The organism is Beijerinckia sp. L45 (assembly GCF_009765775.1).
Classification (GTDB): Bacteria; Pseudomonadota; Alphaproteobacteria; order Rhizobiales; family Beijerinckiaceae; genus RH-AL1.
The window spans coordinates 10,250-32,589 of sequence record NZ_LMUU01000078.1; the positions used below are offsets into that span (position 1 = coordinate 10,250).

General features: G+C 65.5%; 23 protein-coding genes. 12 read left to right on the top strand and 11 right to left on the bottom strand.

Annotation, left to right across the window (positions count from 1 at the left end):
* From GSQ79_RS08285 to GSQ79_RS08295, 3 genes are all read left to right on the top strand, one after another.
* A partial coding sequence (locus tag GSQ79_RS08285) for a glycosyltransferase family 1 protein (RefSeq protein ID WP_158808247.1) occupies window positions 1-850 on the top strand: 850 nt, incomplete at its 5' end.
* Window positions 851-969: 119 nt separating this feature from the next.
* Window positions 970-1,857, top strand: coding sequence for a glycosyltransferase family 2 protein (locus GSQ79_RS08290; protein ID WP_158808248.1), 888 nt, complete (start codon window positions 970-972; stop codon window positions 1,855-1,857).
* 1 nt (window position 1,858) lies between these two features.
* Complete coding sequence (locus GSQ79_RS08295; protein ID WP_158808249.1) at window positions 1,859-2,878, top strand: glycosyltransferase; 1,020 nt, start codon at window positions 1,859-1,861, stop codon at window positions 2,876-2,878.
* Between the two features lie 161 nt (window positions 2,879-3,039).
* Here the strand turns inward: GSQ79_RS08295 and GSQ79_RS08300 are convergent, their stop codons facing one another.
* Window positions 3,040-3,498, bottom strand: a complete 459-nt coding sequence (locus tag GSQ79_RS08300; RefSeq protein ID WP_158808250.1) for a DNA polymerase III subunit chi — start codon at window positions 3,496-3,498, stop codon at window positions 3,040-3,042.
* 40 nt (window positions 3,499-3,538) lie between these two features.
* A complete protein-coding gene (locus tag GSQ79_RS08305) occupies window positions 3,539-5,116 on the bottom strand; it encodes a leucyl aminopeptidase (RefSeq protein WP_158808251.1) in 1,578 nt (525 codons plus the stop codon).
* Between the two features lie 589 nt (window positions 5,117-5,705).
* On the opposite strand from GSQ79_RS08305, the gene lptG reads away from it, so the two are divergent.
* From lptG to GSQ79_RS08335, 6 genes are all read left to right on the top strand, one after another.
* Window positions 5,706-6,791, top strand: a complete 1,086-nt coding sequence (gene lptG / locus GSQ79_RS08310) for an LPS export ABC transporter permease LptG (protein WP_158808252.1) — start codon at window positions 5,706-5,708, stop codon at window positions 6,789-6,791.
* Window positions 6,791-9,391 (top strand): LPS-assembly protein LptD, encoded by a 2,601-nt coding sequence (locus GSQ79_RS08315; protein ID WP_158808253.1) that lies wholly within the window; start codon window positions 6,791-6,793, stop codon window positions 9,389-9,391. Before lptG ends, GSQ79_RS08315 begins: the two co-directional genes overlap by 1 nt.
* Window positions 9,392-9,556: 165 nt before the next feature.
* Window positions 9,557-10,498 (top strand): SurA N-terminal domain-containing protein, encoded by a 942-nt coding sequence (locus GSQ79_RS08320; RefSeq protein WP_246725195.1) that lies wholly within the window; start codon window positions 9,557-9,559, stop codon window positions 10,496-10,498.
* A complete protein-coding gene (gene pdxA, locus GSQ79_RS08325) occupies window positions 10,498-11,538 on the top strand; it encodes a 4-hydroxythreonine-4-phosphate dehydrogenase PdxA (protein ID WP_158808254.1) in 1,041 nt (346 codons plus the stop codon). Before GSQ79_RS08320 ends, pdxA begins: the two co-directional genes overlap by 1 nt.
* Window positions 11,523-12,410, top strand: coding sequence for a 16S rRNA (adenine(1518)-N(6)/adenine(1519)-N(6))-dimethyltransferase RsmA (rsmA, locus tag GSQ79_RS08330; protein ID WP_158808255.1), 888 nt, complete (start codon window positions 11,523-11,525; stop codon window positions 12,408-12,410). The genes pdxA and rsmA overlap by 16 nt, the downstream gene beginning before the upstream one ends.
* Before the next feature lie 172 nt (window positions 12,411-12,582).
* On the top strand, window positions 12,583-12,918 hold the full coding sequence (locus GSQ79_RS08335) for an antibiotic biosynthesis monooxygenase (protein ID WP_158808256.1): 336 nt from the start codon (window positions 12,583-12,585) through the stop codon (window positions 12,916-12,918).
* A 162-nt stretch (window positions 12,919-13,080) separates the two neighbouring features.
* Here the strand turns inward: GSQ79_RS08335 and gatA are convergent, their stop codons facing one another.
* Together gatA and gatC are read right to left on the bottom strand one after the other, a co-directional pair.
* Complete coding sequence (gene gatA / locus GSQ79_RS08340) at window positions 13,081-14,559, bottom strand: Asp-tRNA(Asn)/Glu-tRNA(Gln) amidotransferase subunit GatA (protein WP_158808257.1); 1,479 nt, start codon at window positions 14,557-14,559, stop codon at window positions 13,081-13,083.
* A gap of 53 nt (window positions 14,560-14,612) precedes the next feature.
* On the bottom strand, window positions 14,613-14,900 hold the full coding sequence (gatC, locus tag GSQ79_RS08345; protein WP_158808258.1) for an Asp-tRNA(Asn)/Glu-tRNA(Gln) amidotransferase subunit GatC: 288 nt from the start codon (window positions 14,898-14,900) through the stop codon (window positions 14,613-14,615).
* A gap of 116 nt (window positions 14,901-15,016) precedes the next feature.
* Here gatC and ruvX point away from each other — a divergent pair, with 116 nt between their 5' ends.
* Window positions 15,017-15,517, top strand: a complete 501-nt coding sequence (gene ruvX / locus GSQ79_RS08350) for a Holliday junction resolvase RuvX (protein ID WP_158808259.1) — start codon at window positions 15,017-15,019, stop codon at window positions 15,515-15,517.
* Window positions 15,518-15,578: 61 nt separating this feature from the next.
* Here the strand turns inward: ruvX and GSQ79_RS08355 are convergent, their stop codons facing one another.
* Together GSQ79_RS08355 and GSQ79_RS08360 are read right to left on the bottom strand one after the other, a co-directional pair.
* Entirely contained in the window at window positions 15,579-15,911 is a 333-nt protein-coding gene (locus GSQ79_RS08355; RefSeq protein ID WP_158808260.1) for a hypothetical protein, read from the bottom strand.
* 87 nt (window positions 15,912-15,998) lie between these two features.
* Entirely contained in the window at window positions 15,999-16,442 is a 444-nt protein-coding gene (locus GSQ79_RS08360; protein WP_158808261.1) for a GtrA family protein, read from the bottom strand.
* A gap of 201 nt (window positions 16,443-16,643) precedes the next feature.
* Between GSQ79_RS08360 and GSQ79_RS08365 the strand changes: the two genes are divergently transcribed.
* Window positions 16,644-17,015, top strand: coding sequence for a hypothetical protein (locus GSQ79_RS08365; protein ID WP_158808262.1), 372 nt, complete (start codon window positions 16,644-16,646; stop codon window positions 17,013-17,015).
* A 57-nt stretch (window positions 17,016-17,072) separates the two neighbouring features.
* On the opposite strand, the gene GSQ79_RS08370 is transcribed toward GSQ79_RS08365, so the two are convergent.
* The 3 genes from GSQ79_RS08370 to GSQ79_RS08380 are packed head-to-tail and all read right to left on the bottom strand — an operon-like array spanning window position 17,073 to window position 18,856.
* A complete protein-coding gene (locus GSQ79_RS08370; protein ID WP_158808263.1) occupies window positions 17,073-17,627 on the bottom strand; it encodes a YceI family protein in 555 nt (184 codons plus the stop codon).
* A complete protein-coding gene (locus GSQ79_RS08375; RefSeq protein ID WP_158808264.1) occupies window positions 17,624-18,229 on the bottom strand; it encodes a cytochrome b in 606 nt (201 codons plus the stop codon). The genes GSQ79_RS08370 and GSQ79_RS08375 overlap by 4 nt, the downstream gene beginning before the upstream one ends.
* 21 nt (window positions 18,230-18,250) lie before the next feature.
* Entirely contained in the window at window positions 18,251-18,856 is a 606-nt protein-coding gene (locus GSQ79_RS08380) for a YceI family protein (protein WP_158808265.1), read from the bottom strand.
* A 179-nt stretch (window positions 18,857-19,035) separates the two neighbouring features.
* On the opposite strand from GSQ79_RS08380, the gene GSQ79_RS08385 reads away from it, so the two are divergent.
* Complete coding sequence (locus tag GSQ79_RS08385; RefSeq protein ID WP_158808275.1) at window positions 19,036-19,926, top strand: LysR family transcriptional regulator; 891 nt, start codon at window positions 19,036-19,038, stop codon at window positions 19,924-19,926.
* Between the two features lie 180 nt (window positions 19,927-20,106).
* Here the strand turns inward: GSQ79_RS08385 and GSQ79_RS08390 are convergent, their stop codons facing one another.
* The gene (locus GSQ79_RS08390; protein ID WP_158808276.1) at window positions 20,107-20,763 is read right to left on the bottom strand and encodes an alpha/beta family hydrolase; all 657 of its coding nucleotides are present in this window, start codon (window positions 20,761-20,763) and stop codon (window positions 20,107-20,109) included.
* Window positions 20,764-21,066: 303 nt separating this feature from the next.
* Entirely contained in the window at window positions 21,067-22,338 is a 1,272-nt protein-coding gene (locus tag GSQ79_RS08395; protein ID WP_246725196.1) for an efflux RND transporter periplasmic adaptor subunit, read from the bottom strand.
* Between the last annotated feature and the right edge of the window lie 2 nt (window positions 22,339-22,340).

The window sequence follows — 22,340 nt, forward strand, 5'->3', positions numbered from 1 at the left end:
TGCGCCGCTGGCCCACGGGCGCCAGATCGTCTGCCTGCACGATGCCAACGTGTTCCTCGAACCCGACAGCTACGCGCCGGCCTTCCGCCTCGCCTATCGCGCGATCTATCCGCTGATCGCGCGCCGCGCCCGCTTGGTCACCACCGTGTCGCACTTCTCGGCGGCGATGCTCGAGCGCTTTCATGTTCTCGATCATGCCGCGTCGGTCGTCGGCAACGGCCATGAGCATGCATTGCGCTGGAACCCCTCCGCATCGCGCTTCGACGCGCCGGGCGCTTTCCAACGGCCGTTCGTCTTCGCGCTCGGCAGCCGCGCCAAGCACAAGCAGATCGATCGCCTCGTCGCGTTGGCACCAGCGCTGGATGCGCTCGGGATCGATCTCGTGATCTCGGGCGGCACCGCGTCGATCTTCGCCGGGTCCGCCCTGGCATCGGCACCGAACGTGGTGCCGCTCGGCTTCGTCGGCGATGACGATCTCGCGGCATTGTTTCGCCATGCCCTGTGTTTCGCGTTTCCCTCGCGGACCGAAGGATTCGGCTTGCCGCTGCTCGAAGCCATGGTGCACGGCTGCCCCATCGTGACGTCCGACTGCGCCAGCATGCCGGAGGTCTGCGGCGATGCGGCGCTTTACGCGCCGGCGGACGATTTTACGATCTGGCTCGAGCGAATCGCGGCGTTGCAGGCCGACGCCACTCTGCGCGACGATCTGCGCGCCAAGGGGCGCCGCCGCTATCCCGGCTTCTCGTGGGTGGCGGGCGCAAAATTCTATCTGGACCGCGCCGTGGCGCTGTCGCCGCAGCGGCCGGCGGGGCGCGTGCCTGCGACCATTGGCACGAGCCACCTTTCATGAGTCGGAAACGCTGTCGGACGAAGTGGAAATCCGTCCGGTCCGTCTAACCATTCCTTCAGCAGCCTCTGCTAGGCTTCGCGGACGTCACGAACTGAGGATCGCGTATTGGATCGACCGGCATGACAGCAGAACTCCGCGTCGCGGTCGCCATCGCAACGACTGGTCGGGCGGCGATTCTGACGGAGACGCTTCGCGAGTTGGAGCGCCAGACCGTCAAGCCGGTGCTCGTCGCGATCTGTCCGGCCGATGCCGTCGACGTCGACAAAAATGCCCTAGCCGCGCTCGATCTGACAATAGAATTCACGACCGGCAGCAAGGGCGCCTCCGCGCAGCGCAACGCGCTGCTGCGCATCATGCCGGCGGTCGATGTCGTGCTGTTTCTCGACGACGATTTCTTTCTCGCGCCGGACTACATCGCCGAGCTGTCGAAGTTGTTCGTATCGGACCCAACGATTGTCCTGGCGACCGGCACCCTCATCGCGGATGGCGTGCATGGTCCAGGCTTCGATGCAGACGCGGCGCGCACCATGATTGCCGCAGCGAAACGCAACGAGACCGCGCGCGTCGAAGATATCTTCAACGGCTACGGCTGCAACATGGCGGTGCGCTGGTCGGCAGTGGCTGCACATGACTTGCGCTTCGACGAAAACCTGCCGCTCTACAGCTGGGCCGAGGATGTCGAATATTCGCGCCAGATCGCGGCGTTCGGCCGGATCGTGAAAAGCAACCGGCTGGTCGGCGTGCATCTCGGCACCAAGCGCGGCCGCACGTCCGGCGTGCGCTTCGGCTATTCGCAGGTGGCCAACCAGGCCTATCTGCGGCGCAAGGGCGTCATCAGCACGCGGCTGGCGCTGCTGTACTGCGGCCGCAACGTACTCGCCAACATCATCGGGACAATTCGCTCCGAAGCCTATATCGACCGCCGTGGCCGGCTGCTCGGCAATTACTACGGCGTCGTAGACCTGCTGCGCGGGCGCTCCTCGCCCGGCCGCATTCTCGATCTGTAAGGTGTCGGCCGCGCCGCGCCTGGCGGTCATCATCGCCAACTACAACTATGAAGCATTCGTCGCGAAGGCCATCGACAGTGTGCTTCGGCAGAATTGCGCCGATATCGAACTGGTGGTCGTCGACGACGGTTCGACCGATGGCTCCTGGGGCATCATCCAGTCTTACGGCACGCGGCTCAAAGCCTTACGGGTGGCAAATGGTGGCCAGGCCAAGGCCTGCCTGTTCGGCGTCGCCCAGACGCAGGCGCCTTTCGTCCTGCTGCTCGACGCCGACGATGAGCTCGTCCCGGGATCTCTGGACATCATCCTCGGCCAGCTCGACCCCGCCGTCGCCAAGCTGCAATATGCTTTGACACCCATCGATGCGACGGGCCGGGTCCTCGGCGATCCCCGCCCGGCCTTGACGTCGTTCCGCGGCTCCAAAAGCCTTGCCGAGGCGATCGGCCGCGACGGCGAATATGTCAGCCCGCCGACCTCGGGCAACGTGTTCCGCCGCGATCTTTTTGCGCGCATCGCGCCGATCGATTACGAGTCCGCGATCGACGGCGTGATTTTGCTGCTCGCGCCCTTCGTCGGCGACGTCGTCAGCCTGGCGCAGCCGCTCGGCCTCTATCGGCTCCACGGCCAGAATTTCTCCGCCATCGACAAGCCGACACCGGCGCGTTTCGCCCGCGAGGCCGACCGGTTTGCCGCACGGCTCACCCATCTCGCACGCATCCTGACGCCGGCCGAGCGAGCGGGTTTCGCGCCGGCCGACCCGCGGACGACGCTGTTCTTTACGGAGCGCCGGTTCTACGAGGCAGTTGCCTCGGGGCGGCGACCGTCCGTCGCGGTTCTGCGGCGTTTCATAAAGGCCAATTTTGTCAGTCGGCTCGGCGCGGCCGGAAAAATGTCCCGATTTGCGCTTGCCGGAACCTTGTGGGTGCTTCCGAAACGAAAGCGTCTCGCGCTCTTGGGTTATCGATTCCACCAGGGACGACGCACGCCGCAGGATCTGCTAAAAACGCTTTTGCGGGCCTAGATCGCTCTCGCCGGCCGTCTTTGCGAGCCGGAAGCGAAGCAACCCAGGGGCCGCAAAACACCGCCGAGCGATGTCGCAGTCCTGGATTGCTTCGCTGCGCTCGCAAAGACGGTCGTTTGCTCCAAAACAAGTCATGCGCGGAGTTGCCGCCCACGACCCCTTCACATCTTCTTCTCCCAGCGCCCTTCGTCGTTCTGCTGCCAATAGGCCAGCGCGAACCCCTGCCCTTTCAGCCGTGACCACTGTTTGCGCGCCGCCGCCACCTCGTCTTCCACACGTCCGTCGAAAACCAGCATTGCGCGTTCGTAACCAGACGTTGCGGGATCGAGGTCGACCTCCGCGCTCGCCACATACACGCGCAGCGTCGCACCATTGGGATTGTCGCTCTCGCAGGTCACGACGATCGGCTGGCGCACCGCATCCTTGTCGCGGGCCAATCCATGCGCCAAAAAACTTTCCGGCGCATAGGTCCAGAGCATGTCGTCGATGCCCTTGAGCCCCGACTCGTCCGCGGTCTGCACGGCGACGCGCCAGCCCCGCTCGAGCGCTTTCTCGAGCAGGGTCGGCAGCGCCCGCGCCAGAGGCTGGTTCTGCAGATGGTAGAACCAGATCTCGGTCATCTCAGACTGCGTCGCATGTCAGACTGCGTCGCATGTCGGACTATTTGGCCTCGTAGTAGTCGGCGACGAGCCGGTCGAGCAGGCGCACGCCCCAGCCCGAGCCCCAGCTCTGGTTGATGTCGTTGGCCGGCGAGCTCATCCCCATGCCGGCGATGTCGAGATGCGCCCACGGCACGTCGTTGACGAAGCGCCCGATGAAATGCGCCGCGGTGATCGACCCGGCATGACGCCCACCGGTGTTCTTCATGTCGGCGAATTTCGAGTCGATGAGCTTGTCGTAGGCAGGCGCCAGCGGCATTCGCCAGACCTTTTCGCCGGTCGCCTTGCCGGCGGCGGCGAGCCGTTCGCTCAGCTCGTCGTTATTGGAGAACAGGCCGGCATGCTCCTGGCCCAGAGCCACGAGAATCGCGCCGGTCAGCGTGGCGAGGTCGACCATGAACTGCGGCTTGTACTTGTCCTGGACGTACCAGAGCACGTCGGCGAGGACGAGACGGCCTTCGGCGTCGGTGTTGATGATCTCGATGGTCTGGCCGGACATCGAGGTCACGATGTCGCCGGGGCGCTGCGCGTTCGGCCCCGGCATGTTTTCCACGATGCCGATGGCGCCGATGACGTCGACCTTGGCCTTGCGGCCGGCCAGCGCCTGCATCAGGCCGACGACGCAGGCGGCGCCCGCCATGTCCCCCTTCATGTCCTCCATCCCGGCTGCACCCTTGATCGAGATGCCGCCGGTGTCGAAAGTCACGCCCTTTCCGACGAAGGCGACCGGCTTCGATTCGGCCGAGCCGTTGGGACCGAGTCCGTTCCAGCGCATGATCACGATCCGCCCCGGCCGGGCCGAGCCCTGGCTGACGCCGACGATGGCGCCCATGCCGAGCGCTTCCATCTGCGGAATGTCGAGGATCGTCACCTCGACGCCGAGCGCCTGCAGCATCTTGGTGCGTTCGGCGAAAATCTCGGGATAGAGGACGTTGGCCGGCTCGTTGACCAGCGAGCGCGCGGTGATGACGCCGTCGGCGATCGCCGCACGCGCTTCGGCTGATGCCCGCGCCGCGGCGACGTCGTCGACCGCCAGCACGACCGTAGTCGCCGCATCGTCCTCGGCGTCGTCCTTCTTCTTGGTGGTCTTATAGAGGTCGAAGCGGTAGTCGCGCAGGCGCAGGCCGAGGGTGAAATCGGCGACCGCGCGGCCGTGATCACTGATCTCGCGGGGAAAATCGCAGATCACCGTGGCGTGACCGCCGCGTCCGAGCTTGCCGACGACGACGCCGCCGAGATTGGTCAGGTCGAAGGGTTTCGCTTCCTTGGCGGGCTCGGCACCGTTCGAGTCGGCGCCGACGCCGATGACGAGAATGCGATCGGCGGAAAACCCGGCCGGGGCGATGATATCCAGCGCGTTGCCGACCTTGCCCTTGAACTTCGACGCCGTCGCGGCCTTCTTCAGCAGGTCCTCGCCCGCGGACCCGACGAAGGCTTTCGTCGCGGCGCCGAGGCTGAGGTCCGGACCGGCAAACAGGACGAGGGTCTTAGCGCCCTGCGCGCCGGCCGAACCCGGCAGCGGTGCGTCGACCTTGAGGTCGGCGAGGGCGGCGTAATCGATCTTGATGGACTCGGACATCGGTATCCCTTGTTGGCGGCGCGCAACGCGCGGTTCGGCTTCTCGGAAGCACCTGACCCCAAGCGCGCGCCTGAATCAATGTGAGCTACAGCGCATGCCGCAGGCGGCGCCAGACGATTTCGCGTCCCCGCGGCGATTCTTTCGGACGAGGGTTTCGCCCGTCCGACCGGCCGCAAGCGGGTCGCGTCGACGGGCGCATCATGTTGATCTCCCGCGCGACGTGCAAGTGCGCTCTGGGAAAGCGCCGTTCCGTAGCGTGACGCAGATTGGACACATGGTTCGGCCGGGGTGTTGCCGCCAAACACTAGGCCCTCGATCGGGCGGTGGTTAAGGCTGGGGCGTGCCGCTCTTCATGGCGCCTGGTTCAACCGCGCGGCTCCGCCGCCCCAACGCAGATCCCCGTCATTCCGCAGCGCTCCAGGGAGCCGGTCCGATTTCGTATGACGTGTTGCCTTACCCCGGCTGGAGCGTCCCGCGCGGCTTCGATCCCGGCCGTATCGGCACAGCGTCGCGTGCCGCGGCGCGTTCACGTTTGCGCGACGCTGACGACGCTGTGGCCTACAGCCACGCTTTTGCAGTAAGCAGAGCCATGATTGGCTTCACGCTCGGCCGCTACCTGTCGTCCCGCTTTTTCAACATGATCGTTGCGGTCTTCGCGACGATCTTCAGTCTCGTCTACGTCATCGATTTCGTCGAACTGCTGCGGCGCACCGGCAACATTCCGGGCATCACCGCGTCCTCCGTGGCCTATCTCTCGCTGCTGCGGACGCCGGCCGTGTCCGAGCAGGTGCTGCCGTTCTGCGTCCTGTTCGGCTCGATGACGGTGTTCCTCAACCTGACCCGCAAGCTCGAACTTCTCGTCGCCCGTGCGGCCGGCGTGTCGGTGTGGCAGTTCCTGGGTCCGCCGCTGCTCATCGCGGTGCTGATCGGCGTCGGCTCGGTGATGATTCTCAATCCGATTTCCGCGGCGATGAAGCAGCAGGCGGACAAGATCGAGCTGGTGATCTTCGGCAAGGATGGATCGAACGACGCAAAGGCCGGCCTGTGGGTCCGGCAGAAGAGCGTCGATGGCCAGTCCATCATGCAGGCGGAAAAGACCAGCGACGGCAACAACGTCCTGACCGGGGTCACCGCCTACGTCTACGACCGCGAGGGCAAGTTCCAGGAGCGCGTGCTCGCGGCGCGCGCGACGCTCGGCGTGGGTGTATGGCACCTCGATGACGCGAAAGTCTCCGAGCCCGGTGGCGAGGCGCAGGCGTTCGGAACCTATCTGCTCGCCACCAACCTGCTGCGCGGCCAGGTGTCGGAGGGCTCGATGTCGGCCGAGGCCGTTCCCTTCTGGGACTTACCGGAACTGCGCGCCGAGACCGAGTCCGCCGGCCTCGATGCCAGCACATATCGTCTGCAATATCAGACGCTTCTCGCGCGTCCTTTACTCCTTGTCGCAATGACCCTGATCGCCGCGGCGTTTTCCTTAAGGTTTTTCCGATTTGGTGGTATTGGGAAGTTTGTAGGCGGTGGCGTAGGCGCTGGGTTCGTGCTCTATGTGGCGACGAAGTTCGTGGGCGATCTCGGGGGTTCCGGGTTGCTCAGTCCGTCCGTCGCGGCATGGTCCCCGGCGATCGTGGCAAGCATGTTGGGTGCGTTGGCGTTGTTGAACCAGGAGGACGGTTGATGGGGCGGCTGTTTACGCCTCGTAAGCCCACGGTTCTCCCCGGCGGCCGAGATCTTTTCTCCTTTTCGATGCCTGTGATCGCCCGCGCCGTGCGGCGGCTTGCGCTCGTGCCTGTTCTCGTCAGCGTCTTTGCCGGCGGGCCGGCGATGGCGCAGACGCACAGCGCGGTCGCGCCCAGCGCCAAGGCAACGACCCCGGCTCAGCCCGACAAGATGCTCGTTGAGGCCAACGAACTCGTCCAGAACACCGATGCCAACACCGTGTCGGCGCAGGGCAACGTGCGCATTTACTATCAGGGCCGCACGCTCGAAGCCGACAAGGTCATCTATAACAAGACGACCAAGCGGATGTACGCCGAGGGCCATGCCAAGCTCACCGAGAAGGACGGCACCGTCCTTCATGGCGACACGTTCGACCTGACGGACGATTTCCGCGACGGCTTCGTCGACAGCCTGCGCGCCGACACCACCGACAAGACCCATTTCAGCGCGCCGCGGGCCGAACGGACCGACGGCGAGACGACGGTGTTCGAGCGCGGCACCTATACCGCCTGCGACGCCTGCAAGAACAACCCGGACAAGCCGCCGCTGTGGCGCGTGCGGGCCAAGCGGATCATCCACAAAAACTCCGAGCAGATGGTTTATTACGAGGACGCGTACCTCGAGTTCCTCGGCGTGCCTCTGGCCTACGTGCCGTTCCTCTCGGCGCCGGATCCAACCGTCACCCGCAAGTCCGGCCTTCTGGCGCCGACGTCGTCGTACAAGTCGCAGCTCGGCTACGGCGTCGGCCTGCCGATCTTCTTCAACCTGGCGCCGAACTACGACCTGACGCTGACACCGACCGTGTTCAGCCAGCAGGGCTTTTTCGGCTCGGCGGAATTCCGCCAGCGTTTCGAAAACGGCATGTACTACATCAAGGCCTCGGGGATCAGCGAGACCAACCCGAGCTCGTTTGCCAACCCGCCCTATGGCGCCGGCGACAAGTCGTTCCGCGGTGCGGTTCAGACCAAGGGCGAGTTCAACATCAACGAAAACTGGAAGTTCGGCTGGGATATCGCCGTCCTCTCGGACAAATACTACCTCTATGACTATTCCATCCCCAGCGAGACGCTGTCGTCGAACTACTTCAGCGAATCGATTTCGACGATCTATCTCACCGGCCAGAGCGCCCGCAGCTTCTTCGATCTTCGCGGCTACTATTTCGAGGGCCTGTCGAGCCACGACATCCAGGCGCAGCAACCCGTCGTTCGCCCGGTGCTCGACTATAACCACACCTTCGACATCGACCCCGCGACGTCGCACGGCATCGGCGGCCAGCTCGAGTTCGACTTCAACCTGACGAGCCTGTCGGCGACCTCGGCCAGCTACCAGTCCGTTGGGCCGCGCACCCTCGATTCGGCCTATGGGCTCTATGACGTCTGTAACAATTATACGCCCGGCCGGAACCTCGGCACGTCGTGCCTGCTCCGCGGCATCGGCGGCGATTACACCCGCGCCACGGCGCAGCTCTCCTATCAGCGCAAGATCATCGATTCCCTCGGCGAGGTCTGGACGCCCTTCGCCTTCGCTCGCATGAACGGCGAGGACTTGAGCCTCAACACGACGCATAGCGAAACCTTCGCGTCCAACGGCGCTTCGACGACCTTCAGCAACGCGTCGCAGACGGCCTTCGTCAATTCGGGCGCGACGGGCACCGTCACTCCCGGCGTCGGGCTGGAGTATCGCTATCCGCTGCTGGCCAACACCCGCTTCGGCTCGATGGTGCTGGAGCCGATCGCCCAGGTCATCGCCCGGCCGGACAATCAGCTCGGCAGCCGGTCGATGGTCAACATCGATTCGCAGAGCCTCGTGTTCGACAACTCCAATCTCTTCGACTGGAACAAGAACTCGGGCTACGACCGTTTCGAGACGGGAACGCGCGCGAACTACGGCGCGCAGTTCGCGATGAACTTCAAGAACGGCGGCTATTTCAATGTGCTGGCAGGGCAGTCGGCGCAGCTCGCCGGGCATAACTCCTTCGCCACACCCGATGCCGCCAACGTCGGCCTGAGCTCGGGCCTCGATACGCGCCGCTCCGATTACGTCGCGGGCTTCACCCTCGCGCCGATCTCATTCATCTCCTTCGCCGCCAACAGCCGTTACGACGTCTATACCTTCGAGCCGCGCCGCATCGATCTGACAACGTCGCTGAACTTCGGCGCCCTGACGGCCGGTATCCAGTATGCCCGTTACACCGCTCAGCCGCTGATCGGCTACGATGTCAATCGCGAGGGCCTCGCGCTCAACGGCAAGTATAAGATCACCGAGAATTACTTCCTGCAGGGCAACGTCACCTTCGACCTCAGCCGCCACCTCTATTCCGATCTGCTCGTCGGGCCGAACACCGGCTTGTTCTCCGTCGCCGCGCTCGGCGTCGGCGGCGGCTACACGGACGAGTGCACGACCTTCACGGTGAACTACAGCTCGGTCTACCAGGACAACGGCAGCGGCACCCTGTCGCGCAACCAGACCGTCCTCGTGTCGCTGCAGCTTCGCACCCTTGGCGATGCCAAGTTCTCCAAAAGCACCACCGCCACCGCGGGTGTCGACGGCGTGAAATAGCGGGCGCCCGAAAAGCGCCGGGTTTCTACCCTTAAGAACAGGCCGTTGCTTGGCTATGCAGCCTAGCCAACGCGGGCGTCACGCGCCTATGGTCCGCCGGGAAGACGAAAGCCTTTTCCGCAGCCCCTATTATTGCGATGCGTTCCCAAGGAGCGGCAGGAAGTTATGATCATGCGTTCTTGCTTTTCACCGGCCCTGCGGCACGGCCTCGTGCGCCTCGGCCTTCTGGCCGTCCTGGTTGCGGCCGCCGCCCCGATCGCGCTCGACCACGCCAAGGCGCAGGCGATCGCACTGGCGGTGAACGGCGATCCCATCACCAATATCGACATTGAGCAGCGCATGAAGCTTTTGCGCGCCCTCCACCGGCCTGCCGGCCGTGATGCCGCCGTCGAGAGCATGATCAGCGATCGCCTGATGTATCATGAGGCGAGCCATTACGGCGTGACGATCAAGGACAACGAGATCGGCGAGCAGGTTTCGACCGATGCCAACAAAATGAAGACGACGCCGGCCGCCCTGCTCGCCGAGATCGAGCACGCCGGCGTCCAGCGCGACCACTTCATCGGCTATTTCAAGTCCGAGCTTGGCTTCGCCGTCCTGGTCAAGGCCTTGAACAAGGGTGTCGAGGCCAGCGAGGTGCAGGTCCGCGCCGAGCTTGCCAAGGGCGGCGGCAAGTCCGCCGTCACCGACTACACGATCCGCCAGGTCGTCTTCACGCTCAGCCCGGAGGACAGCCCCGCGACGATCGGCGAGCGGGCCAAGCAGGCCGAAGCCCTGCGGGCCAAGTTTTCCAGCTGTCCTGCCGGCCTCGCCTACGCCAAGACGCTGCAGGGCGTCGCCGTCCGCGAACCGCTGACGCGCTCTTCGACCTCGCTGTCCGTGCCGCTCAAGGAGCTGCTCGACAAGACGCCGCTCGGCCATCTCACCCCGCCCTCGCGCTCCGCGTCCGGGCTGGAAATGGTCGCCGTCTGCGATAAAGCCGCGGCGAAAGACGATACCGAACTGCGCAAGACAATCTCGGATCGCCTGCTCCAGGCGCACATCGACGAGGACGCCAAGGCGCGACTGAAGGACATGCGGTCGCGGGCCGTGATCGAGAAGCGGTAATGCACCCGAGCCTGCCGCTCGCGCTGACGCGCGGCGATCCCTCCGGCATCGGCATCGAGATCGCGTTAAAAGCCTGGCTGGCGACCCACGCCGACGATCAGCCCGCTGCGTTCTTCCTCGTCGCCGATCGTGCCTTGTGCCAGGCGGTGGCCCAGGCACTCGGCCTCGCCGTGCCGTTCGAGACTTGCCAGCCTGCCGATGCGACGCGCGTGTTCTCGCGCGCGCTGCCCCTCGTCGCCCTCGACGCCGCGACAGTCGGCCGCCCCGGCCATCCCGACATCGCGGACGCGCTCGGCACCATCGCCTCGATGCAGCGCTGCTGCGAGCTGGTCGCCGCGGGCGAGGCCTCGGCTGTCGTGACCAACCCGATCTCCAAGGAAATCCTGCACCGCGTCGGCTATCCCCATCCCGGCCAGACCGAGTTCATGGGCGCGATGGCGGAACGCCTTTACGGTATCAAGGCCCGCGCCGTGATGCTCTTATGGTCGCCGACGCTCAGCGTCGTGCCGGCGACGATCCACGTGCCCGTCGCCTGCGTGCCCGGACTCGTGACGCAGGATCTGATCGTCGAGACGGTGCGCGTGGTCGCGCGCGATTTCACCGATCGCTTCGGCGTAGCCCGGCCGCGCATCGCCGTCACCGGGCTCAACCCGCATGCCGGCGAGGGCGGCGACATGGGCCGCGAGGAGATCGAGACGATCACCCCCGCGCTGAACCGTCTGCTGGCCGAGGGTTTTGCCGTCACCGGCCCGCACCCCGCCGACACCCTGTTCCACGCAGCCGCGCGCGAACAATACGATGTCGTGGTGACGATGTATCACGACCAGGCGCTGATCCCGATCAAGACGCTGGCCTTCGACAGCGCGGTCAATGTGACGCTCGGCCTGCCCTTCGTGCGGACCTCGCCGGACCACGGCACCGCTTTCGATATCGCAGGCAAGGGCGTCGCCGATCCTTCCAGCCTGATCGCGGCGCTGCAGCTGGCCTCCCGCCTCGCCCGCTCCGATGCCTTGGCGCGGGCCTCATGTCCGGCGGCCTAGACGATCTCCCGCCCCTGCGCGAAGTCGTCGCCACCCACGGGCTGGCGGCGAAAAAGACGCTCGGGCAGAATTTCATCTTCGATCTCAATCTGACCTCGCGCATCGCCCGCGCCGCAGGACCGCTCGACGGCGCCCGCGTCGTCGAGATCGGCCCCGGCCCCGGCGGCCTCACCCGCGCGCTGCTCGCCGGGGGCGCCCAGGTCACCGCGATCGAGCGCGACGAACGCTGCCTCGCGGTACTCGCGGAGATCGAGGCGCATTATCCCGGCAAGCTTACGGTACTGGCAGAGGACGCGCTGGAGACGGACTATGCGGCGCTCGGCCCGGCGGCGATCTGCGCCAACCTGCCCTACAACATCGCCACCGTGCTGCTCACCGGCTGGGTCGAGACCGAACCCTGGCCGCCTTGGTTTTCCACCATGGTCTTGATGTTCCAGCGCGAGGTCGCCGAGCGGATCGTCGCTACGCCCCGCGAGCGCGCCGCTTACGGGCGCCTTGCCGTGCTGTGCAACTGGCGCTGCACCACCCGCATCCTGTTCGACGTACCGCCGCAGGCCTTCAATCCCCCGCCGAAGGTGACGTCCAGCGTCGTCGAGCTGATCCCGCGGGAAAACCCGATGGCGTGCGAAGCCAAAGTGCTGTCGGCGGTGACGCACGCGGCGTTCGGTCAGCGCCGCAAAATGCTGCGGCAGTCGCTGCGCTCGCTCGGCGTCGACCCGCTGGCGCTGCTCGAAGAAGCCGGGCTGGAGCCGACCAAGCGCGCGGAAGAGATCGAGGTCGAGGGGTTCGTGGCGCTGGCCTGTGCCGTGGTGAAGTTGCGGGGCCGCGACGCCGGCGCGGGTGTCGAGAGTGCTCAGGATTTGGTAGAATGATAAGACGAACCGCAATCAAACTCCTCTCCCCCTTGTGGGGAGAGGTTGGGAGTGGGGGTCCCGGTGTTCTTCCGTGTTCATCGAGGAACACGCCGACCCCCATCCCTAGCCCTTCCCCGCAAGGGGGAAGGGGACGAACACGTCGATCGCGACCAAACAAACGGAGACCGCCATGTTCATCGCCATGAACCGCTTCAAAGTCCTGAAAGAAGAGACCGCCGACTTCGAGGCGATGTGGCTCGGCCGTGAGTCGCATCTCGAAAAGAACCCCGGCTTCGTCGCCTTCCACATGCTGCGCGGGCCGGAGCGCGAGGACCACATCCTCTACTCCTCGCACACGGTCTGGGAGAACCGCGCGGTCTTTACCGCCTGGACGAACTCCGAGCATTTTCGCGCCGCGCACAAGAACGCCGGCGGCGGCAAGAAGATGACCCTCGGCCACCCCGAGTTCGAGGGTTTCGAGGTGATCCAGACCCTGGAAAACCCGGCGCTTAAGGCCGCGGAATAAGACGAGAGCAATCCTCCCCTGCGCGAAGCGCGGGGGAAGGGGACCGCCGATAGGCGGTGGAGAGGGCCAGCCCCTCAGATCCCGAGCCCCCTCCACCATGCTGCGCATGGTCCCCCTCCCCCACTGCGTGGGTGAGGATCTAACCGCGACCGGGAGAAACCCTCACCACCACTGCGTCGGCAACACGACCTTCGGCGCCGCCTTCTCGATAACCGAGGCCACCGAAAACAACGTCTCCTCGTCGAAGGCCCGACCGATCAGCTGCAGCCCCAGCGGCAGGCCCTGTGCTGAAACGCCAGCCGGCACGGAAATACCCGGCAAGCCCGCCATGTTAACCGTCACGGTGAAGACGTCGTTCAAATACATCTCGATCGGATCGGCCGACCCCTTCTCGCCAATGCCGAAGGCGGCGGACGGCGTGGTCGGCGTCAGAATCGCGTCGACGCCGGCCTCGAAGGCGGTCTCGAAATCGCGTTTGATCAGCGTCCGGATTTTTTGTGCCTTCACATAGTAGGCGTCGTAATAGCCGGCGGAGAGGACATAGGTGCCGATCATGATGCGGCGGCGCACCTCGCGGCCAAAGCCCTCGGCGCGGGTGCTCTCGTACATGTCGGCGATGTCGCGGCCCGGCACGCGCAGGCCGTAGCGCACGCCGTCATAGCGCGCGAGATTCGACGAGGCCTCCGCCGGCGCCACGATGTAGTAGGCGGCCAGCGCGTATTTCGTGTGCGGCAGCGCGATGTCGACGATCTCCGCGCCGGCGTCCTTCAGCCAGGCGATGCCCTGCTGCCACAGCGCCTCGATCTCGGCCGACATGCCGTCGAGCCGATACTCCTTCGGGATGCCGATCTTTTTGCCTTTCAGCGAGCCGCCGAGCGCGGCCTCGTAGTCCGGCACCGGCAGATCGACAGACGTCGTGTCTTTAGAATCGTGACCGGCCATCGAGCGCAGCAGGATGGCGGCGTCGCGCACCGTGCGGGCGATCGGCCCGGCCTGATCGAGCGACGAGGCGAAGGCCACCACGCCCCAACGCGAGCAGCGCCCGTAGGTCGGCTTGATGCCGACGGTGCCGGTAAAGGCCGCGGGCTGACGGATCGAGCCGCCGGTGTCGGTCGCCGTGGCGCCGAAACAGAGCCGTGCCGCCACAGCCGCGGCTGAGCCGCCCGACGAGCCGCCGGGGACGAGCGGCGTGGTGTCGCCGTCACGCCGCCACGGTGAGATCACCGGCCCGAAATAGGAGGTTTCGTTGGACGAGCCCATCGCGAATTCGTCGAGGTTCAGCTTGCCCAGCATGCTCGCGCCATCACGCCAGAGATTGGCGGTGACGGTCGACTCGTAGGGCGGAATAAAGCCTTCAAGAATGTGGCTGGCGGCGGTCGTCTGCACGCCCTTGGTGCAGTAGAGGTCCTTGATGCCGAGCGGGATGCCTTCCAGCGGCCCGCCCGCGCCCTTCGCCAGCTTGGCGTCCGAGGCTTTGGCTTGCGCCAGCGCCTGGTCCGGCGTCTCGACGATGAAGCAGTTCAGTTTCTTGGCAGCCTCGAGCGCGGCGATCTGCGCCTGCGCCAGTTCGGTCGCGGAAAACTCCTTGCGGACGAGAGCGTCGCGGGCATCGGCAAGGGTCAGGTCGGTCAAGGCGCTCAAGCGAACGGTCTTTCTGCAAAGGGAAGCGGCGGCACGGAAGCGGAGCTCGAAAGCTACTCGATGACTTTCGGCACGGTGAAAAAATGGTCTTCGGCCGCAGGCGCATTGGCGGTGACGAGATCGGCGATGTTGCCGTCGTTGACCACGTCGGCGCGCGTCCGCATCGCCATCGGGATCACCGAGGTCATCGGCTCGATGCCGGTCACGTCGACCTCGTTCAGCGTCTCGACGAAGGCCAGAATCGCATTGAGTTCGCCGCGTAGAGGCTCAACGTCCGCATCCGCCACCTTGATGCGGGCGAGATGGGCAATTTTGCGTACCGTCGCCTGGTCTACCGACATGCCGAAGTCCTGAAGAGATTGTGCAAAAGCTTTGGCGCTTTCTCGAAGGCGCGGTCTATAGCAAGCACGCGCGGCAGGCAACGAATCCGCGTTCCTTCAATGAGGCACGTTATGGCATGGCCGCCAATCTGATCGACATCGTCGCCCTGCGCGAGCGCCTGCCCCGCCTCGGGCGCCTGCTCGGCGTCGATCTCGGCACCAAGACGATCGGGCTGGCCGTTTCCGACGTCGAGCGCCGGCTCGGCAGTCCGGTGCGGACGATCCGGCGCACCAAGTTCGGTGCGGACGCCAAGGAACTGGTCGCCGCGGCGGACGAGTTTGACGTCATTGCGCTGGTCATCGGCCTGCCGCTCAACATGGACGGGTCAGAAGGCCCGCGCGTCCAGGCGACCCGCGCCTTCGTGCGCAACATGGCGCCGCTGACGCCTCGGCCCTTCGTGTTCTGGGACGAGCGCCTGTCGACCGCCGCCGTCACCCGCTCGCTGATCGAGCAGGATGCGTCCCGCGCCAAGCGCGCCGAAGTCGTCGACCGCATGGCGGCTGCCTACATTCTCCAAGGCGTCTTGGATCGGCTCGCGCGCATGGCGATCGAAGCGGATCGGACCGGCGTGCGCTAAGCCGGAACGAAAAGCGCGCCCCGGAGGGCGCGCTGCTCGCGAACGATGAAACGTCAGCGGCCTAATAGCCGTCGTAGCCGTAAGCGGGCCGACCATAACCATAGCCTGGACCGCCGTAACCATAGGCGGGCTGCCCGCCGTAGTAGCCACCGTCGTCATAGGCGTTGCTCGCCGCGGCACCCGCAATCGCTGCGCCGAACAGGCCGAGTGCCGCGCCGGCAACCGCTGCTCCACCGGCGCCGCCGCCGCGACGGGCGTAATGCCGGCCGGCGTGGCCATGGGCTGCAACATGCCGGGTTGCACCATGGCGCGGTGCGGCCGATGCCACGTTCATGCTCGTAGCCGCGATGGCGACCGTGATGCCTGCAACGGCAAGTGTGCGTAGGATCCGCATCATACTCTCCTCAATTTTGGGCAAGGCCCATTCGGAGAGTTAACAAACGAGAGCGCGGGGCGTTCCGGCTCCGCTTGCGCCGCTGCATTACGATTTGGCCACGAGCCGGGGTTCTCGAAAGACGATGACCCGTTGCATCAGGAACGACAGCAGCGCCATCGGAAGGACCAGGGCCCCCTGCGCCGACCAGTCCGCCAGGCCGGTCCAGCGGAGCGCCGTGAACGCGGCATAATTGATGACGAACAAAATCAGATAGATCAGCACGAACCGCAGCGATCGTCCGCTCTCGCTGGACTGGAAGACCAGGCGCCGCGAGGTCTGGAAATTGAAGGCGACCCCCGCCACCGAGGCCACGACGAGCGCCGGAAACGCCGGCGTGCCGCAGGCCAGAAGCAGCACGAAGAAACCGTAGCCGAACACGGTGTTGAGCACGCCGGTCAGGCCGAAGCGGATCAACTGCGACAGCGGACGGCCGCCAGCGGCGACCAAGATCACCCGCCGCACGACGTCCCGGCCTCTCAAAAGCAACATATCGGCCGAACACTCCAGGGTCGGATCGGACGCCTTCGTGCCAACCTGGGCCGAAGGCGGTCATCCCGAACGTCGCGCTCTGCGACTTAACAAAGAAATAAAGCCGGCGACCGAACGTCTCGACAGCGGGCGCCGCACGAATCCGTGATTTTCGACGTCGCCGTCTTTGCCATACCGCTGTCTCGTCCCACGGAGATCGCCATGAAGCTCTTGACCATCGCCGTCGTCTTGTCCGCCACCGCCCTCCTCTGCGCGCCCGCAAGCGCCGCCGCCGTCAGCGCCAGCACGCTCGGCTGCCGCACACCGGCCGATGCGCTCAAGGTAGCGGGATTCCGCGCCAAGAAGGACACGGCGGGCCTCGCGACCTTTGGCCAGACTGCGGCGGCGTCCCGCGCCTGCATCCCCCTCACCAAGGGTGTGACGGTCGGGATCGACGAGGCGAAGCCGCCACTCTCCTGCGTCAGGCTCACCGGTGATCTCGAATGTTACTGGGTCGCAGACGCGCTGATCGATCTCTACCCCGGGGACAAGGGCGCCGGCGGCGGCAAGAAAGGCGGCGGTCACCACCACTGACGGCGGCGACGCGCTGGAACGACCAGCCCGCGCAAACCTCGGCGCCTCGATAGGGTCTTATTGGTGAGCGGTCACGTCGATGTCGACGCCGACTTCGAGCGCCACCCACTGCGGCGTGGCCCAGTCGCCCTGCCCGACGCCGAAATCGGTGCGTACGAGCTGCAGGTGGCCGACCGCATGGGCTTTGCCACCGGCGATCGTCAGCTTGAACGGTAGCGTGACGTCGCGCTTGGCATTGCGGATCGTCAGGCTGCCGACCGCGTCGTAGGTGTCGCCGCCCTTGGCGACGAAGCGCGTCGCCTCGAAGCGCGCCTGCGCAATGGTTTTGGCGTCGAACCAGTCGGCCTGCGGCAGGGCCTCGTCGCGCTGCACGTCGCCTGTCGCGGCGCTTGCCGTATCGACCAGCACGACCGCATGGCCCGCTTCCGGATGCGCCGGATCGAAGCTGATCGTCGCGGAAAACTGCTTGAAATGACCGGTGAACGGAGCGCCGAGCTGGGTGCCGCTGAAGGCGATCGTGCTGGCGGCCGGGTCGACGATCCAGTCCGCGGCATGGGCGGCAATGGGCGCGAGGCTGAGGGCAACGGCAAGCAAGGCGATAGACCGGTTCATCGGATGCTCTCGGATTGATGGACTGTCGGGCGCGAAACCACCGGCAGCATTTGCCACAGAGTGTCGTCGCGGAGCGCGAAGTGATGCCGCAGCGCCGCGCCGACGTGCAGCACCAGCAGCGCGATCAGCACCCAGGCGCCATACTCATGCACCTGTTTCAGCACCGCCTCGACGGCAGCCTTGTTCGGCAGCGTCGCAAAAACCGGCAGATGCGGCCAGGGCACGAGGCCGTAGAGTACTGTCGGAATGTTGTATTTCGAGGCGGAGACCATCGCCCAGCCGGTGAGCGGCATGCCGATGATCAGCCCATAGAGAACCCCGTGCGTTGCCGAGGCCGCGCGCTGTTCCAAGCGCGGCATGGCGGCTGGTAGCGGCGGCGGGCGGTGCCCGAAGCGCCAGATCAGACGCAGCAGCGACAGGATCAGCACCGTGATGCCGATCGACTTGTGCAGCTGGTAGAGCTGGAACTGGCGCATCGGCGCCAGCCCCAGATTCGTCATGGCGAGCCCGATGCAGATGAGCAGCAGCACGCCGAGCGCGATCAGCCAGTGGAACGCGATCGCTACGATCGTATAGCGAAGACGGCTCGTCGCGCTGCTCATGGCTCGATCCTTCGCCAGCCGTTACTTCTTTTCGAAGGCGCCGGCGATGGTTAGGTGCAGCGCGTCGCCGATCAGTGGCACATAGGTTTTCACGCCGAAGTCGGAGCGCTTGATCTCGCCCTTGGCCTCGAAGCCGACCGTGTACTTCTTGTTCATCGGGTTGGTGCCGGCGCCGATGAAGGCGACGTCAAGGACGATCGGCTTGGTGACGCCGTGCAGCGTCAAGTCGCCTGAAACCTTCGCCTTGTCCTTGCCTTCGAGAACGACCTTGGTCGAGACGAAGGTCATATCGGGGAACTGGGTGGCGTCGATCCATTGGGCGCTCTTTAGCTCCTCGTCGAGCTTGGCGCTGGTGGTCATCACCGACTTGACGGGCACGGACACTTTCAGGCTGCTCTTGTTGGCAGCCTTCGGATCCAGCGTGAGTTCGCCCGAGGCGCCGGAAAAGACGCCGGTGTAATTCGAAAAGCCCAGGTGGGAGAGCGTGAAGGCGACCTGGGTATGGTAGGGATCGACGGCATAGGTGCCGGCTTCGACCTTGGACGCATCGTGCGGCGCGGGCGCCTCCGCGGAGGCCGAGCCGACGAGGCTGATCGCGAAGGCGAGCGACAACAGGTGTGTTTTCATGGGGAAATCCTTGGGTTCAACGAGGGCGTCTCGGCGCCGTCAGAGTCCGACGCAATCACGGTAGCGTGTTCGGCGACTTCCGGCTTTTTAGGACGATACAGGCGATCGTAAAATCCGTATAATATCTACAAGGCTGCTCTAAATTATCGGATAGCAGCATTGGAAGTCGATGCATGAACCTGGGCGAACCCGGCACTCCGACCTTCGACCAGCTTCGCGTGTTCCTCGCCGTGGTCGAAGCCGGCACCTTGGCGGGGGCCGCCCGCCGCCTGGGCCGCGCCACTTCGGCGATCAGCTACGCCATCGACAATCTCGAGGCGGTTCTCGGCATCAAGGTTTTCACCCGCGAGACGACGCGCAAACCGCAGTTGAGCGAGGCCGGCCGGGCCGTGCTGGTCGAAGCGCGCGCCTTGGCCCATGGCTTCGACAAGCTGCGCGCACGGGTCAAGGGCCTCTCCGGCGGTCTGGAAGCCGAGGTGCGTCTGGTGGTCGACGTGATGCTACCGACCGTTCTCCTGGTCGATACGCTGAAGGCGTTTCAGACCACGTTTCCGACCGTTCCGATCCGCCTGCATGTCGAAGCGCTCGGCGCTGTCAGCCAACTCGTGCTGGATGGCGTCGCCGACCTCGGCGTCGGCGGTCCCTTGCTGATCGAGGCCGAAGGTTTGGAGTTCATTCCGTTCAAGGGCCTCACGCTCATTCCCGTGGCCGCGCCCGGCCACCCCCTCGCAAAAGCCAATGTCCCGGTCGGGGCCGCGCGCGAGCATGTCCAGCTCGTCCTGACCGACCGTTCGACGCTGACGGCGGGCCGGGACTTCGGCGTCTTCGCGGTCGAGACGTGGCGGCTCGCCGATCTCGGCGCCAAGCACGCTCTGTTGTTGGCCGGCGTCGGCTGGGGCAGCATGCCGGAGCCGATGGTGCGGGAAGACATCGCAGGCGGCCGCCTCGTCGCGCTGGATCTGCCGGATTGCCAGGGCGGCAGCTTTTCGCTGCATGTGATCTACAAATCGCACGCGCCGCCCGGGCCCGCCGGCCGCTGGTTGATCGATACGCTGATCGCCTCGGCCTAACCCGCCGCAGCTATGGCGCCGGCTTATGCGGCGTCAGCGCAAGACAAGACTGGAGAGCAAAGCCCGAGCGGCGAGCTTCGACGGGGCTATCGTTAGACGGCCATAACGTCGGAGCAAAACCATTACGGCCGTCGAATCCCCTTGCACTTCCGTGGAATCAAGTAGCAGCGAGCGGCCGCGTCAGTATCGCCCGATCCAGGGGGCGATGGCACTCAACATCGATGCCAGCACTTCGGCGTCAGTCCGCCCTGAGCGCTTCGGCACGTGGAACGCGTGGTCCGCATCGGGCACGAGCATCATCATCGCCCGACTGCCGAGCCGCTCGACCACGGGCTCCAGGAAAGCCAGATCGGCGAGCGCATCGCGAGTGCCCTGCAGGAACAACATCGGAATCCGGACCTGCGCGAGATGATCGGCGCGATCGGCCGACGGCTTTTTCGCCTGGTGCAGCGGAAAGCCGAGAAAGATCAGGCCGCGCACCGACGCCATCGGCATCTCGGCCTGGGCCTGCGAAGTCATGCGGCCCCCAAACGATTTGCCGCCGGCAAACAGCGGCAGCGATGGCGCCAGGCGCGCGGCTTCGGCGACGGCGGCGCGGACCGTCGCATGGGCCAGCGCCGGCCGATCCGGGCGCTTCAGGCCCTGGTCCATGAACGGGAACTGATAGCGCAGAGTGGCGATGCCGCGGGCCAAAAGCCCATCCGCCACGGCTACCATGAACGGATGCGTCATGCCGGCACCCGCGCCATGGGCGACGACGTAGCAGGCCGTCGCTTTGGCCGGCATCCGCAGCACCGCCGAGACTGTGTGGGTATCGTCCACTTTGAGCTTCAGCATCGGCGCCCCGCGGCGATCGAACAAACAGGCATCCCATCGCAATAGCGATTCGTGCCGGCTCCGTCCCCCGTCTGGTTCAGAATTCCACGATCGGGACCGGGCGGGACACCGCCACTTTACGTCTTGGTGAGACGGCGCGACGCCGCAGAACTCCATGGTGCTGCGGCGAGAGCGCTCCGGAGACTTAGAGTCCGAACCGAGCCGCGATACGCCGGCCTCTTGCGCAACAAGAAAGGCCGACCCTCGCGGATCGGCCTTTTCGGTCTCGAAACGAACCGTCGAACGCGCCGGACCGTAAAGCCCTCAGTGCGCCTTGTCGGCAATCGAAGCCGTGCGCTCCACCTCAGGTTTCGCGGGGGCCTGCGCCACCTGGACCACATCGCCTGTGGCCGTCGATTCCTGCGGATTGTCGATCAGGCGGTCGGCCTTCTGAATGCCGGATTTGATTTCGACGTCGTTGCCCAGGTTATGGCCGAGGGTAACAGGCTTCAGCGTGACCTTGTTGTTGCCATCCACCGCGGCGACCTGCATCCCCGTCTTGCCGAAGATCAGCGCCGTCGACGGAATGCGCAGCGTGCTCGGATCGGACGGGATGTGGAAATGCACCGAGGTGAAGGCGCCCGGCCAAAGCGCTTTGTCGGCATTATCCGCCTGCAGCTGGATCAGCGCCATCCGCGAGTTCTCGGCGAGCGACTCTGATGTCGAGACCAGCTCTGCCTTGAAGTTCTTGTCCTGCCCGGGAATCTGCAGCGTCGCCTCGAGGCCAGGTTTCATCTGGCCGAAGAAGGCTTGCGGTACGTTCACGTAGATCCGCATGCGATGCATGTCGGAGACCTGGAACAGCGCGCGGCCTGTCGTGCCGCCGGCGTTGACGAGATCGCCGATGTCGACGGAGCGCGCCGTGACGATCCCGTCGAAGGGCGCCCGGATGTCCTTGAAGCCGGCGAGTTCGTCGAGGCGGCTCACCGCCGCCTGCTGCGCCATGACGTTCGCCTTGGCGACCGCGAGTGCTGCGTTGTTCGACGCCGATGTCAGGCGATCGGTGTCGCCCTTCTGAGCGCTAGACCAGCCCTGGGTGACGAGCTGCGCGGTCCGCTGGTTGGTCATCACGCCGAGATCGGCGTTGGCCTGAGCCTGCTGCACCGCCGCCTGCATCTGCACGAGCTGCGCCCGCGCCTGGGCAAGCTGCTGATCGAGGTCCGGCGCCGAGATGGTGGCGAGGACCTCGCCTTTCTTCACGGACGCGCCGATGTCCTTGTTCCAGGCCGTGATGTAGCCGGTGGCCCGCGCGAACAGCGTGCCCGTGGCAAACGCGCTCACCGAGCCAGGCAGGACGATCTGCTCCATGCCCGGCGCCTGGGCGGGGCTGACGAGGCGGACGTTCTGGATTGCCTGCTCGTTGGCCCAGGCGCCGACCTCTTCGGTGCTCTTGGCGCGATCGGTGATGCCGAAAAAGGCGACCGTCACCGCGCCGATGGCGACGGCGGCGAGCAGAAGCAGGACGCGACCGGAGCGCGGCGGCCGGGCGGCCGGGTCGGACGTCGGATGTTCGGGAGACATGGATATGTCGGTCATAA